The following is a 12060-nucleotide window of genomic DNA, read 5'->3' on the forward strand; positions in this document are numbered from 1 at the left end:
TTGAGCCCATCCTAATCTTCGTCCTACTCTGCGTCCATACAGGGGCGATTCGAACAACACCGGCAGCCGACTCAAGTCGAGCGCCAACGCACCCAAGCAACCAGCAGCACCCTTTCGTATCTGCCCAATACAAAAAAGCGCGCCTCGGCACGCACAACAATCACAGGTGGAACGCAGTTATGGCCTTTGTGCAACTTGAAGGACTATGCAAACGCTATGGCGAGATCGACGCGGTCGTCGCCACGCACCTCGCGGTGGAAAAAGGCGAATTCGTCTCGCTGCTCGGCCCCTCCGGCTGCGGCAAAACCACCACCCTGCAAATGATCGCCGGCTTCGTCGAAGTCACCCGCGGGCGGATCCTGCTCGACGGTCGCGACATCACCCACGCCAAACCCAGCAGTCGCGGCCTGGGCGTGGTGTTCCAGAGTTACGCGCTGTTCCCGCACATGAGCGTGCAGGACAACGTCGCCTTCGGTCTGCGGATGCGCAAGGTGCCGAGTGCCGAAGTGCAAAAACGCGTGGCCACCGTGCTGCAACTGGTGCGCCTCACGCAGCATGCCGAACGCTATCCACGGGAGTTGTCCGGCGGTCAGCGTCAGCGCGTCGCCCTGGCCCGGGCGTTGGTAATCGAGCCGCCGGTATTGCTGCTCGACGAACCGCTGTCCAACCTCGACGCTAACTTGCGCGAGGAGATGCAGTTCGAGATCCGCCGCATTCAGCGTGAGGTCGGCATCACCACGCTGATGGTCACCCACGATCAGGCCGAAGCGCTGTCCATCAGCGACCGTGTGGTGGTGATGCAGGCCGGGCGCATCACCCAGATCGACGAGCCCTACAAACTCTACGAACACCCGCGCACCGAGTTCATTTCCGGCTTTGTCGGCAAGGCCAATCTGCTGCCGGGCGAACGGGACAGCGCCGGTATCGCCCAGGTTCGCGGCAGCCGTGGCCAAGGCGAACTGATCTTGAGCCTGCGCCCGGAAAAAATCGATTTACTGGCGGCGGGCGATGGTCGCTTGCAAGGCAAACTCCTCAGCCGGTTCTTCCTCGGCAGCCAGTGGCTGTACCGCGTTGACACCGCCCTCGGCGAGATCACCGTGGTACGCCGCAACGACGGCTCGGCGCCCTTGGCCGAGGGCACCGCAGTCGGCCTGGACTGGTCGTCGGAACTGTTGCGGGTGCTCAGCGTCGACGAGGTGTCGGCATGATCTTGCTCGCGGCCATGAAACAAGGGCGCCACGGTTATTTGCTGTCCGCGCCGGCCCTGGCCTTGTACCTCGGCTTGCTGCTCCTGCCGCTGGGCCTGACCCTGGTGTTGTCGTTCAACGTCTTCGACTACGGCAGCGGGATAAAAAACGGCGTCTACACCCTCGGGCACTACAGCAGCCTGCTCAGTGACTCGTACTTCTACGAGATCTTCCTGCGGACCTTCTGGATCAGCGCCCTGACCACCCTGCTCTGCGTGCTGATTGGCGTACCCGAGGCCTACATCCTCAGCCGGATGGGTGCGCCCTGGCGTTCGATTTTCCTGATTCTGATCCTCACCCCGCTGTTGATTTCGGTGGTGGTCCGGGCCTTCGGCTGGAGCCTGTTGCTGGGCGCCGACGGGCTGGTCAACCAGACCCTGCAAGCCCTCGGTGCGGCGCCGATGAAGCTGCTCTACACGCCGTTCGCCGTGGTGATCGCGCTGGTGCATGTGATGTTGCCGTTCATGATCATTCCGGTCTGGACCTCGTTGCAAAAACTCGATCCCGCCGCTGAACAAGCCGCCCTCTCACTGGGTGCCAGCCATACCAAGGTCATGCGCCTGGTGATGCTGCCGCAAATCATGCCCGGCGTGCTGTCCGGCACCTTGATTGTGTTCGGGTTGTCGGCCAGTTCATTCGCCATCCCCGGTCTGCTCGGCGGGCGGCGTCTGAAAATGGTCGCCACGCTGATCTACGACCAGTACCTCTCGGAACTCAACTGGCCCATGGGCGCGGCGATTGCCGTGGCGCTGCTGCTGATCAATCTGGCGATCATGCTGTCGTGGAACCGGATGATCGAGGGCCGCTACAAGAAGTCATTGGGATAATTCGACATGTCTAGAAATGGTCCTTTCGCCCTGTTGTTCCATGCCCTGGTGGTGCTGTTCATGCTCGCGCCGCTGGCGGTGGTCTGCCTCGTCGCTTTCACCCCGGAAAACACCCTCAGCCTGCCGACCACGGACTTTTCCCTGCGCTGGTTTCGCGCGGTATTCGAGCGTGCAGACTTCGTCGACGCGTTCTACAACAGTCTTATTCTGGCGTTTTCGGCGGCGAGTCTGGCCACGCTGATCGCGGTGCCCGCTGCTCTGGCCATGACCCGTCATCAGTTTCCCGGACGGGACTTTCTCAACGGTTTGTTCCTCTCGCCGATCATCATTCCGCACCTGGTGCTGGGCGTAGCGCTGCTGCGGTTGTTCGCCTTGATGGGGGTCAATGGCAGTTTCAGCTGGCTGATCTTTGCACACGTGCTGGTGATCACCCCTTATGTGCTGCGTCTGGTGCTGGCGGCGGCCATTGGTCTGGATCGCAGCGCCGAACAGGCCGCCGAATCCCTCGGTGCCGGGCGCTTCACGCTGTTTCGCCAGATCACCCTGCCGATGATTCTGCCTGGCGTGGCGGGCGGTTGGTTGCTGGCGTTCATCAACAGTTTCGACGAGGTCACGCTGTCGATCTTCGTCACCTCTCCGGCCACCCAAACCTTGCCGGTGCGGATGTACGTGTACGCCACCGAATCCATCGATCCGATGATGGCGGCGGTGTCGGCGCTAGTGATTGCGTTAACCGCACTGACCATGATTCTGCTCGACCGGGTCTATGGCCTGGATCGGGTTCTGGTGGGTAAACAATGAGGGCGCCATGGCTCTGCTGAAACGACTGGCCGAAGGCGACCGCCCGGCCCTGAACTTTACCCTCGACGGTCAACCGGCCAGCGGCTTGCTCGGTGACACCTTGCTGACCGCCGTCCTGACGACCGGCGAGCACCTGCGCGGCAGTGACTTCAGCGCCGAACCCCGCGCCGGGTTCTGCCTGATGGGCGCCTGTCAGGACTGCTGGGTTCGCCTGGGCGACGGCCGCCGGGTGCGCGCCTGCTCGACGCTGCTCGAAGCCGGGCAAAGCGTTAGCCGTGAACCCTGTGGGAGCGGGCTTGCCCGCGAAGGCGGCCTCCCAGACAACATCAATCAAACAGGCCATCAACCCGGCTCGAAATCGACGCCGGGTCATTCGCGGGCAAGTCGGATCGCCGCACCGCCGCTCCCACATTGGAATGCATTCCCCGGTGAGGTCAGCATGAAGCCTGTGGTCATCATCGGTGCCGGCCCAGCCGGTATTCGCGCCGCGCAAACCCTGGTCGCCCATGGCCTGCGTCCTTGTCTTTTGGATGAGGCGACACGCGGCGGCGGGCAGATTTATCGGCGTCAGCCTGCGAACTTCAAACGCTCGGCGGCCATGCTTTATGGCTTCGAAGCGCCCAAGGCGATTGCCCTGCATAACGCCCTCGATGGGCTGCGCGAACAGCTCGACTATCGTCCCGACACGTTGGTCTGGAATGCCGAAGCCGGTGCCCTCGACACCTTGCGTCAGGGCCGCGCCGGGCGCGTCGAATTTTCCCGGGTGATCGTCGCCACCGGTGCCACTGACCGCATTCTGCCGGTGCCCGGCTGGACCCTGCCCGGAGTCTACAGCCTCGGTGCGGCGCAGATCGCGTTGAAGTTCCAGGGCTGTGCCATCGGTCAGCGAGTGGTGTTCGCCGGCAGCGGGCCGCTGCTGTACCTGGTCGCCTATCAGTACGCCAAGGCCGGTGCCAAGGTGGTCGCGGTGCTCGACAGTTCACCCTTCAGCGCTCAGGTCCGCGCCCTGCCCGGCTTGCTCGGGCAACCGACCACCCTGGCCAAAGGCATCTATTACCGAGCCTGGCTGACCGCTCACGGGATCCCGGTTCATCAAGGCGCAACCCTCCAACGAATCGACGGCGAGCAACGGGTGCATTCCCTGACCTGGCGCAACGCCCAGGGTGAACAGCGTCTGGACTGTGACGCGGTAGCGTTCGCCCATGGACTGCGCAGCGAAACCCAACTCGCCGATCTGCTGGGTTGCGCGTTCAGCTGGAACCCGCTGAACCGCGCCTGGCTGCCGCAGCGCGACACCGCCGGACGCAGCAGCGTCGCCGAGGTCTACCTGGCTGGCGACGGTGCTGGGATCATGGGCGCCGAAGCAGCAGAAATGGCCGGCGAACGGGCCGCCCTGGCGGTACTGGAAGACATCGGTTACCAAATCGATCCGCAGCGATCCAGCGAACTGGAAAAGTCCCTGAAACGCATCGGCCGGTTCCGCGAAGGTCTGGAAAAGGCCTTCGTATTTCCCGAGCACTGGGCCGAACAGGCCACGGATGAGCTGATGGTCTGCCGCTGCGAGGAAGTACGCGCCGGAGAGTTGCGCAGCGTGGTCCGCGAAGGTCATTGGGAGATCAATCGGGTCAAGGCCCATTGCCGGGTGGGCATGGGCCGCTGTCAGGGCCGGATGTGCGGCGCGGCGGCGGCGGAAATCATCGCTCGGGAAAGCGGCCGCGATCTGCATGCCATCGGCCGCTTGCGCGCTCAGGCGCCGATCAAGCCGTTGCCTTTCGGTCTGGAGGCAGAGCAATGAACGAAGTCGACGCAGTGATTATTGGCGGCGGCATCGTCGGCACTTCAGCGGCCCTGGCGCTTTGTCGTTCCGGGCGCAGCGTGGTGCTGCTGGAGCGGGACTTCTGCGGCTCCCATTCCAGTGGTGTGAATTACGGCGGCGTGCGTCGCCAGGGTCGTCCTCTGTCGCAATTGCCGCTGTCGCAACGGGCCCACGAAATCTGGGGCCGGCTGCCGGAGTTGATCGGTATCGATGGCGAGTATCAGCGCAGCGGCCATCTCAAACTGGCCAGAAGCTTTCACGACATGGCCGCCTTACAGGACTACGCGGACAGCAGCCGTGGCTTCGGCCTCGGGTTGCAGGTGCTCGATCGCGGGCAATTGCGCGCACGTTTCCCGTGGGTCGGCGATGTCGCCGTAGGCGCCTCGTTGTGCCCGGACGACGGCCACGCCAACCCGCGTCTGGTATCCCCCGCCTTTGCCCGGGCTGCGCGGCAATTGGGCGCACAGATTCATGAACAGAGCGCCGTCACCGAGGTGTCTCATGACGGACAACGGTTTGAGGTCCGGGCTGCAAACGGGCTAACAGTCCGCGCGCCTTGGCTGCTCAACTGCGCCGGAGCCTGGGCCGACAGCCTCGCCGCGCAGTTCGGCGAGCCAGTGCCGATGCATTCCGGCCATCCGGCGATGTTGGTCACCGAACCGTTGCCGAGGGTGATGGACGTCAGCACCGGGGTCGAGGGCGGTGGTATTTACGCCCGGCAAGTTGCCCGGGGTAACTGCGTGCTCGGCGGCGGTCAGGGCTTTGCGCTCGACACCGCGCGAGCGCGGCCAGGGCAAAGCGCGGTACTGGAAATTCTGCGTCAGGCCGTCGAACTCTACCCGTTTCTCGAAGGTGCCCAGGCCATCCGCACCTGGAGCGGCACCGAAGGTTACCTGCCGGATCGCCAGCCGGTGATCGGCCCCAGTTCCACCCAACCCGGTCTGTTGCACGCCTTCGGCTTTGCCGGTGCGGGGTTTCAGATCGGTCCTGCGGTCGGCGAGGTGCTGGCCGAAATGGTCTGCACCGGCGCTTCGTCAACGCCGCTCGAAGCGTTTTCCATCACCCGGTTTCACTCCATCCCCGTTGTCTGATAGAGGAAGGTCGCGCCCATGAACTACGCCAAACGCAACGCACTGATCGGATTGTCCTGCCTGCCCCTGACCGCCCTGCTCGCCGCCGCTCCCGCCCACGCCGAGCCGACGCTTTACCTGGGCATGAACGGCGGGACCATGGAGCGCCTGTATGCCGACAAGGTGCTACCGCCTTTCGAGAAGGCCAACAACGTCAAAGTGGTGATCGTCCCCGGCACCTCGGCCGACATTCTGGCCAAGGTCCAGGCCAGCAAAGACAACCCGCAGATGCACGTGATCTTCCTCGACGACGGCATCATGTACCGCGCCATCTCCATGGGCCTGTGCGCCAAACTCGAAGACAGCCCGACGCTGACGCAGATCCCGGCCAAGGGGCGGATCAAGGATCAGGCGGTGGCCGTCAGCCTTGGCGTTACCGGTCTTGCGTACAACACGCGGATGTTCAAGGAAAAGGGCTGGAGCGCACCGACCTCGTGGATGGACATGGCCGACCCGCGCTTCAAGGACAAGCTGGTGTTCCAGTCGATGGCCTCATCGACCTTTGGCCTGCATGGTTTCTTGATGTTCAACCGCATCCAGGGCGGCAGCGAGACCAATGTCGAACCCGGTTTCAAGGCTTGGCCAAATACCGTCGGACGCAACGTGCTGGAGTACATTCCCAGCTCGGCGAAAATCTCCGAGATGCTGCAGACCGACGAAGCGGCGCTGTTCCCGTTGACCCCGACCCAGGTCACCGCGCTGAAACTACGCGGCATGCCGGTAGAATATGCACAGCCCAAGGAAGGCGCCGTAGTGCTCAACGTCGCCGAATGCACCATCGCCAACAACACTCAGCCGGAGCTGGCGCAGAAGCTCGCAGCGTTCCTGCTGACGCCCGAAGCCCAAGCCGCGGCCCTCGAAGATGGCGACCAAATTCCGTCCAACCCCAACACCCCGACCACCGACAAGACTCGCGGTCAGGTCGAAGCGATGAAGCAGTACCTGGAAACCGCCGTCGCCATCGACTGGGATCAAGTCAACGAACAACGCCCGGAATGGAATGCACGCTGGAACCGGAGTATTGAACGCTAGGTCAGACCACATTCCCGTAGCAGCTGGCCAAGCCTGCTGCTACGAGGTTGCGATCTACGCATCAAGCTCGGCCAATCTCAGCGCCAACGCCTTGGCCTGACTGGCCACGTCCGTCACTGCGGTACTTTCCCACCACATCCCGCGCAACGGCGGGCCCATGGCGAACAAGCGGTCAGCAACCTGCCCGTTAGCATCAATCAGCGCGCCGCCAGCATCGGCGGCAATTCCCAACGCCAACGGTCCCGGCTGAATCAGGCCGCGAGCCAGCAGTTGCTGCGGCAAAGGCCGGGCCACCCGGCGCCAGTCGTACTCGATGCCGCTGGAGTTGATCAACGCCGCACCGCTGACCAGGCTGGTGTGCGCCTCGCCACGTCGACGAATACGGATGCTCACCTTACCGTCAGCCGAGTGCTCGAAGCCCTTGAACGACGCTGCATGAATCCGCAATCGCCCCTCTTTGTGCAAACGCTCCACCAATTCAGCACTCAACGGCGGCGAACGGTGATGGTGACTTTCCCACCATGGCCGCACATGGCGAACAAACTGTCGGCGCTGCACATCGGTCGCCTGGCTCCACAAACGGCCAATATGCGCACGCACGGTGTCCAGCGGCGCTTGCCAATCGATACCCGCCGCCAGCGCCACCTGGCAATGGCGACGCAATTCGCGCATCAACTGCCTCGGGCTGCGGATGCTGTGATCCTCGGCGAGAAAGTCCACCCAGGCCGGCGGTTGGCGGCGGACATGGGGCAACAGTCCGTGCCGGGAAAACACCTCGATCGGCCCGCGATGTCCAGCCTGCTCCAGCGACACCACGGCATCGACCATGGTCAGCCCGGAGCCGATGATCAACACCGTGGACTGCGGATCGAGTCGGGCCATGGCCGAAACATCCCAAGGGTCCACCGCTGCAGCGTTCAAACCGCTGGATTCGGTTTGCGGCGTGCGCGCGGCCGGGAACATACCGGTGGCCAGCACCGCGAACGCACCGCGCAGTGGCGTGCCGTCGCCGAGGGTCAACAGCGCCCCGGTTTCGTCTGTTTGCAGATCGACCACTTCCCCACGGACATGCTCGACGCTGGAACCGTTCTGCGCGCCCACTGCCTGCGCCTCGGACAGTCGTTGCTGCACATACAGACCAAAAATCCCCCGTGGCGGGAACAACTCGCTGACCGGTACATGTTGCTGATCCGACTCAGGCCAGCCACCGGCGGCGATGAACTCGCTCAGCCATTGGGTCAGGTCATCGGCATTGTCCGGGTCAACGCTCATGCGCGCCGCGTTACCGTTCAAGGTATGCCCCAACTCGACCGCGCTGTAGGCCTCGCCTCGGCCCAACTCAGCGCGGGGCTCAATCACCAGCACCTGACGTTTGCCGGGTAGCCGTAACAGCTGCGCCGCCAGCAGCGCGCCACTCAAGCCGCCGCCGACAATCAGGATGTCAGCGCTGCGGATGGCATGGGTCGCCTGTCCGCTTTTGGTTTCGCTCATGCCGTTCTCACTTGTCAGTGCTTACCCAGGTAGTGATCTCGAAAACTTCCTGAACGATGATAGGCGCCAAACCCATGGAAAGTTCATCCAGTAGTACCAAAGTAGGATCAGACGTTGCAGGTCTTTTTCGGGATTGGCGATGGCCCAGCCACAAGGTCTAGGCAGACACCACCTTCTGCTGTTGACGCAAAGCCGCCAAATCCCGATACCCACTCCCCGGATGTATTTCCGGCAACCGCGGTCCCTCGCCAAACAACTTCTCGCGCAAGGTCCCTGGCCGGTACTCGGTCTTGTACACCCCACGCTTCTGCAACTCCGGCACCAACAACTCGACGGCGTCGACAAATGTTTCGTGGGTCAGCGCATAGGCCAGGTTGAAACCGTCGACATCCGTGTCCTCAACCCACTCTTCAAGCAAATCAGCCACGGTCTGCGGGCTGCCAACAAACAGCGGACCAAAACCGCCGATACCCACCCAGTCGGCCAGTTCATGGGGCGTCCAGACCTTGTTCGGGTCGGCCGTGGAGAACGCCTCCACCGCCGACTGAATGGCGTTGGTATGCACATGTTTGAGCGGTTCATCCGGTTTGAATTGGCTGAAGTCGATCCCGGTCCAGCCGGAGATCAGCGCCATCGCCCCTTCATAGCTGACCCAGGATTTGTACTCTTCAAATTTGGCTTTGGCCTTGGCGTCGGTCTCGCTGAGGATCACCGTCTGCAGGTTGAAGATCAGGATTTTCGACGGATCGCGCCCTGCTTCGGCAGCACGGCGACGGATATCGGCCACGGTCTTTTTCAGCAGCGCTTTCGACGGTGCCGCGACAAACACGCACTCGGCATGTTCGGCAGCGAATTGCTTGCCACGGCTGGAGGCGCCGGCCTGATACAGCACGGGTGTGCGCTGCGGTGACGGCTCGCAGAGGTGAATGCCCGGCACCTGGAAGTGTTTGCCGACGTGCTGGATCTCATGAATCTTGCTCGGGTCACTGAAAATCCGCCTTTCGCGATCACGCAGGATTGCGCCCTCTTCCCAGCTGCCTTCCCAGAGCTTGTAGCAAACCTCCAGATACTCTTCGGCGAAGTCGTAACGGGCGTCGTGTTCGGTCTGAGCGGTCTGCCCAAGATTCTTCGCACCGCTTTCCAGGTACGAGGTGACGATGTTCCAGCCTGCGCGGCCCTTGGTCAGATGATCCAGGGTCGACAGGCGTCGGGCGAATGGATACGGATGTTCGAACGACAGCGAGGCGGTCAGGCCGAAACCCAGGTGCTCAGTCACCAGCGCCATCGGCGGGATCAACTGCAACGGATCGTTCACCGGCACCTGCGCCGCCTGGCGTATCGCCGCATCGCCATTGCCGTTGTAGACGTCGTAGATGCCCAGCACATCGGCGATAAACAACCCGTCGAACTTGCCTCGCTCGAGAATTTTCGCCAGATCGGTCCAGTACTCCAGGTCCTTGTACTGCCAGGAGCGATCCCGCGGATGGGCCCACAGGCCCGGCGACTGGTGACCGACGCAGTTCATGTCGAAGGCATTGAGGCGAATTTCGCGGGACATCAAACGGCACCCCTGAAACTGGGTGGCAGCACGCCGTTAAGGCGGTAGTTGCCGATCGCCTGGCATTTTTCGGCATCCGAACCGATGATATGGGCGTTACGCGGGGGTGAGGCAGAGGCTGTCATAGGCCGACTCCTGGGTTCCGGGTAGATGAGAAGAATCCGCCCAGAGCTCATTGCAGAAGTCGTGCCGATGAGTAATTACCAATAAATTCAGACAGTTATGAAAATAACGCAGCATCCGTGACAACAAGAATCAGGCAAACTGTCTATCCAGTGTTGCGCCTCAAACAGTGGCTGTCCGTTGCCCGAATCAAATCACCACATTGCGCACGAAACGCGTCGCCACCACTCCATCATTGCGATAGGCATGGGGCTGGTTGCTGGCAAACATGAAGAACTCCCCGGTTTCGAGCTTGCACTCTTCGTCGCCGAGCAACAGCGTCAGGCAGCCTTCGAAGACATAGAGCTGTTCGCTCCAGCCTTCGGCATCCGCTTCGGATAAATACTGCTCGCCCGGCTCCAGCCGCCACTCCCACAGTTCGACTTCACGACTGGCGGTCGCCTTGGCCAGCAACACGGCTTTGCTGCCGGGGATCAGCCCTGCCCAGGCCAGCTCGTTGATGCGGCTCGGATCGCGAGCATCGGGGGCCTGAATCAGGTCGCTAAAAGCAACGTCCAACGCTTCGGCGACCCGATCCAGCGTCGTCAGGCTGACGTTCTTCTCGCCGGCTTCGATGGCCACCAGCATTCGCCGGCTGACACCGGACTTTTCCGCCAGCGCTGTCTGGCTCAACTGCGCGGCATGCCGCAGGCGACGTACGTTCTGGCTGACGTGCTGAAGGACCGAGGCGCGCTGTGTAGGATCTTTGTGCACTATATTGCTCACTTGACTGGTTTGCGCAGTATACTGCCCAACTTCCGGCGCATTGTGCGTCCCACTCAGGTAGCGCGCAAGGCCATGACGTCGGTGAAATCTCCCCAATCTTCTCCCCTGTTCTCGCGGTTCAGCAAAGCCGAGTGCGTGCTGGTGCTGATCACCATGATCTGGGGCGGGACATTTCTGCTGGTGCAAAACGCGATGACCGTCAGCGGGCCGATGTTTTTTGTCGGTCTGCGGTTCGCCGCAGCGGCATGCATTGTGGCGCTGTTCTCTTATCGCAGCCTGCGCCATCTGACCCTGTTCGAGTTCAAGGCCGGTGCTTTCATCGGTATGGCGATCATGCTCGGTTACGGTTTGCAGACCGTAGGGTTACAGACGATTCCCAGCAGCCAGTCGGCCTTCATTACGGCGCTCTACGTCCCGTTTGTGCCGTTACTGCAATGGCTGGTGTTTGGACGTCGACCGGGATTAATGCCGAGTATTGGCATCATGCTGGCGTTCACCGGCCTCATGCTGCTCTCTGGCCCGAATGGCGCATCGCTGAACTTCAGCCCGGGTGAAATCGCCACACTGATCAGCACCATCGCAATCGCTGCCGAAATCATTTTAATCAGCACCTATGCCGGGCAGGTTGATGTACGCCGGGTCACGGTTGTGCAACTGGCCATTACCTCGGTGCTGGCATTTCTGATGGTGGTGCCAACGCAGGAAGCCATTCCTGAATTTTCCTGGCTGCTGCTGATCAGCGCGTTAGGCCTGGGCGCGGCCAGTGCGGCGATTCAAGTGGCGATGAACTGGGCACAGAAAAGCGTCTCACCGACCCGTGCGACGCTGATCTATGCCGGCGAGCCAGTGTGGGCCGGGATCGTCGGGCGTATTGCCGGCGAGCGGTTGCCTGCCATCGCCTTGCTGGGCGCGGGGTTGATCGTGGCGGCGGTGATCGTCAGTGAGTTGAAGACCAAGGGCAAAGGTATCGTTGAGTCTGAGGAAGCGCTGGAGCGGGAAACCCAGGGCTGAGCCTATGCTGTCGGCCATTCCTTTTGCTGAGTCTGGAAGACTGCCATCGCGAGCAAGCTCGCTCCCACATTAGATCTTCAGCGAACACTTGATTTGTGTACGACTGCGATCAAGTGTGGGAGCGAGCTTGCTCGCGATAACGGCTGATCAGGTAACACAAGGTTTGGCCAGATCAAATACCTGTCGGGATCAGGAAAATCAGCCTTTTCCGCCTACCCTGTAGGATTCTGCCACAGCTTGGCAGTTGGTGATCCGGGAC

General features: G+C 62.0%; 11 protein-coding genes and 1 pseudogene. 8 read left to right on the top strand and 4 right to left on the bottom strand.

Features of this window, described 5'->3' with window-relative positions; all coding sequences use genetic code 11:
- Positions 1-179: 179 nt before the first annotated feature.
- From ACN1C3_RS03700 to ACN1C3_RS03730, 7 genes and pseudogenes are all read left to right on the top strand, one after another.
- Positions 180-1208: an ABC transporter ATP-binding protein gene (locus ACN1C3_RS03700; protein ID WP_419114430.1), complete on the top strand. Its 1029-nt coding sequence runs from the start codon at positions 180-182 to the stop codon at positions 1206-1208.
- Complete coding sequence (locus tag ACN1C3_RS03705; protein WP_419114431.1) at positions 1205-2074, top strand: ABC transporter permease; 870 nt, start codon at positions 1205-1207, stop codon at positions 2072-2074. Before ACN1C3_RS03700 ends, ACN1C3_RS03705 begins: the two co-directional genes overlap by 4 nt.
- A 6-nt stretch (positions 2075-2080) precedes the next feature.
- Positions 2081-2875: an ABC transporter permease gene (locus tag ACN1C3_RS03710; RefSeq protein ID WP_419114432.1), complete on the top strand. Its 795-nt coding sequence runs from the start codon at positions 2081-2083 to the stop codon at positions 2873-2875.
- 7 nt (positions 2876-2882) lie between these two features.
- A pseudogene (locus tag ACN1C3_RS03715) lies at positions 2883-3140 on the top strand ((2Fe-2S)-binding protein); the annotation flags it as partial.
- 174 nt (positions 3141-3314) lie between these two features.
- Entirely contained in the window at positions 3315-4670 is a 1356-nt protein-coding gene (locus ACN1C3_RS03720) for an FAD-dependent oxidoreductase (RefSeq protein WP_419114580.1), read from the top strand.
- Positions 4667-5782, top strand: coding sequence for an NAD(P)/FAD-dependent oxidoreductase (locus ACN1C3_RS03725; RefSeq protein ID WP_419114433.1), 1116 nt, complete (start codon positions 4667-4669; stop codon positions 5780-5782). Before ACN1C3_RS03720 ends, ACN1C3_RS03725 begins: the two co-directional genes overlap by 4 nt.
- An 18-nt stretch (positions 5783-5800) precedes the next feature.
- Entirely contained in the window at positions 5801-6853 is a 1053-nt protein-coding gene (locus tag ACN1C3_RS03730; RefSeq protein ID WP_419114434.1) for an ABC transporter substrate-binding protein, read from the top strand.
- A gap of 54 nt (positions 6854-6907) precedes the next feature.
- Here the strand turns inward: ACN1C3_RS03730 and ACN1C3_RS03735 are convergent, their stop codons facing one another.
- The 4 genes from ACN1C3_RS03735 to ACN1C3_RS03750 all read right to left on the bottom strand — a co-directional run bounded on the left by ACN1C3_RS03735 (position 6908) and on the right by ACN1C3_RS03750 (position 10778).
- Positions 6908-8344: an FAD/NAD(P)-binding protein gene (locus ACN1C3_RS03735; RefSeq protein ID WP_419114435.1), complete on the bottom strand. Its 1437-nt coding sequence runs from the start codon at positions 8342-8344 to the stop codon at positions 6908-6910.
- A 157-nt stretch (positions 8345-8501) separates the two neighbouring features.
- Positions 8502-9902: an LLM class flavin-dependent oxidoreductase gene (locus ACN1C3_RS03740; RefSeq protein ID WP_419114436.1), complete on the bottom strand. Its 1401-nt coding sequence runs from the start codon at positions 9900-9902 to the stop codon at positions 8502-8504.
- A complete protein-coding gene (locus ACN1C3_RS03745) occupies positions 9902-10027 on the bottom strand; it encodes a hypothetical protein (protein ID WP_419114437.1) in 126 nt (41 codons plus the stop codon). Before ACN1C3_RS03745 ends, ACN1C3_RS03740 begins: the two co-directional genes overlap by 1 nt.
- A 187-nt stretch (positions 10028-10214) precedes the next feature.
- Complete coding sequence (locus ACN1C3_RS03750; protein WP_419114438.1) at positions 10215-10778, bottom strand: helix-turn-helix domain-containing protein; 564 nt, start codon at positions 10776-10778, stop codon at positions 10215-10217.
- Here ACN1C3_RS03750 and ACN1C3_RS03755 point away from each other — a divergent pair.
- A complete protein-coding gene (locus ACN1C3_RS03755; protein WP_419114439.1) occupies positions 10773-11801 on the top strand; it encodes a DMT family transporter in 1029 nt (342 codons plus the stop codon). The two genes, ACN1C3_RS03750 and ACN1C3_RS03755, sit on opposite strands and share 6 nt — an antisense overlap.
- The last annotated feature ends 259 nt before the right edge of the window (positions 11802-12060 follow it).

Origin of the sequence: Pseudomonas sp. H11T01, assembly GCF_048515765.1 — a bacterium.
Taxonomy (GTDB): Bacteria; Pseudomonadota; Gammaproteobacteria; order Pseudomonadales; family Pseudomonadaceae; genus Aquipseudomonas.

Bases quoted from the DNA above. Each gene is read 5' to 3' on its own strand.
- ACN1C3_RS03700 (WP_419114430.1), top strand. From the start codon at position 180: ATGGCCTTTGTGCAACTTGAAGGACTATGCAAACGCTATGGCGAGATC.
- ACN1C3_RS03705 (WP_419114431.1), top strand. From the start codon at position 1,205: ATGATCTTGCTCGCGGCCATGAAACAAGGGCGCCACGGTTATTTGCTG.
- ACN1C3_RS03710 (WP_419114432.1), top strand. From the start codon at position 2,081: ATGTCTAGAAATGGTCCTTTCGCCCTGTTGTTCCATGCCCTGGTGGTG.
- ACN1C3_RS03720 (WP_419114580.1), top strand. From the start codon at position 3,315: ATGAAGCCTGTGGTCATCATCGGTGCCGGCCCAGCCGGTATTCGCGCC.
- ACN1C3_RS03725 (WP_419114433.1), top strand. From the start codon at position 4,667: ATGAACGAAGTCGACGCAGTGATTATTGGCGGCGGCATCGTCGGCACT.
- ACN1C3_RS03730 (WP_419114434.1), top strand. From the start codon at position 5,801: ATGAACTACGCCAAACGCAACGCACTGATCGGATTGTCCTGCCTGCCC.
- ACN1C3_RS03735 (WP_419114435.1), bottom strand. From the start codon at position 8,344: ATGAGCGAAACCAAAAGCGGACAGGCGACCCATGCCATCCGCAGCGCT.
- ACN1C3_RS03740 (WP_419114436.1), bottom strand. From the start codon at position 9,902: ATGTCCCGCGAAATTCGCCTCAATGCCTTCGACATGAACTGCGTCGGT.
- ACN1C3_RS03745 (WP_419114437.1), bottom strand. From the start codon at position 10,027: ATGACAGCCTCTGCCTCACCCCCGCGTAACGCCCATATCATCGGTTCG.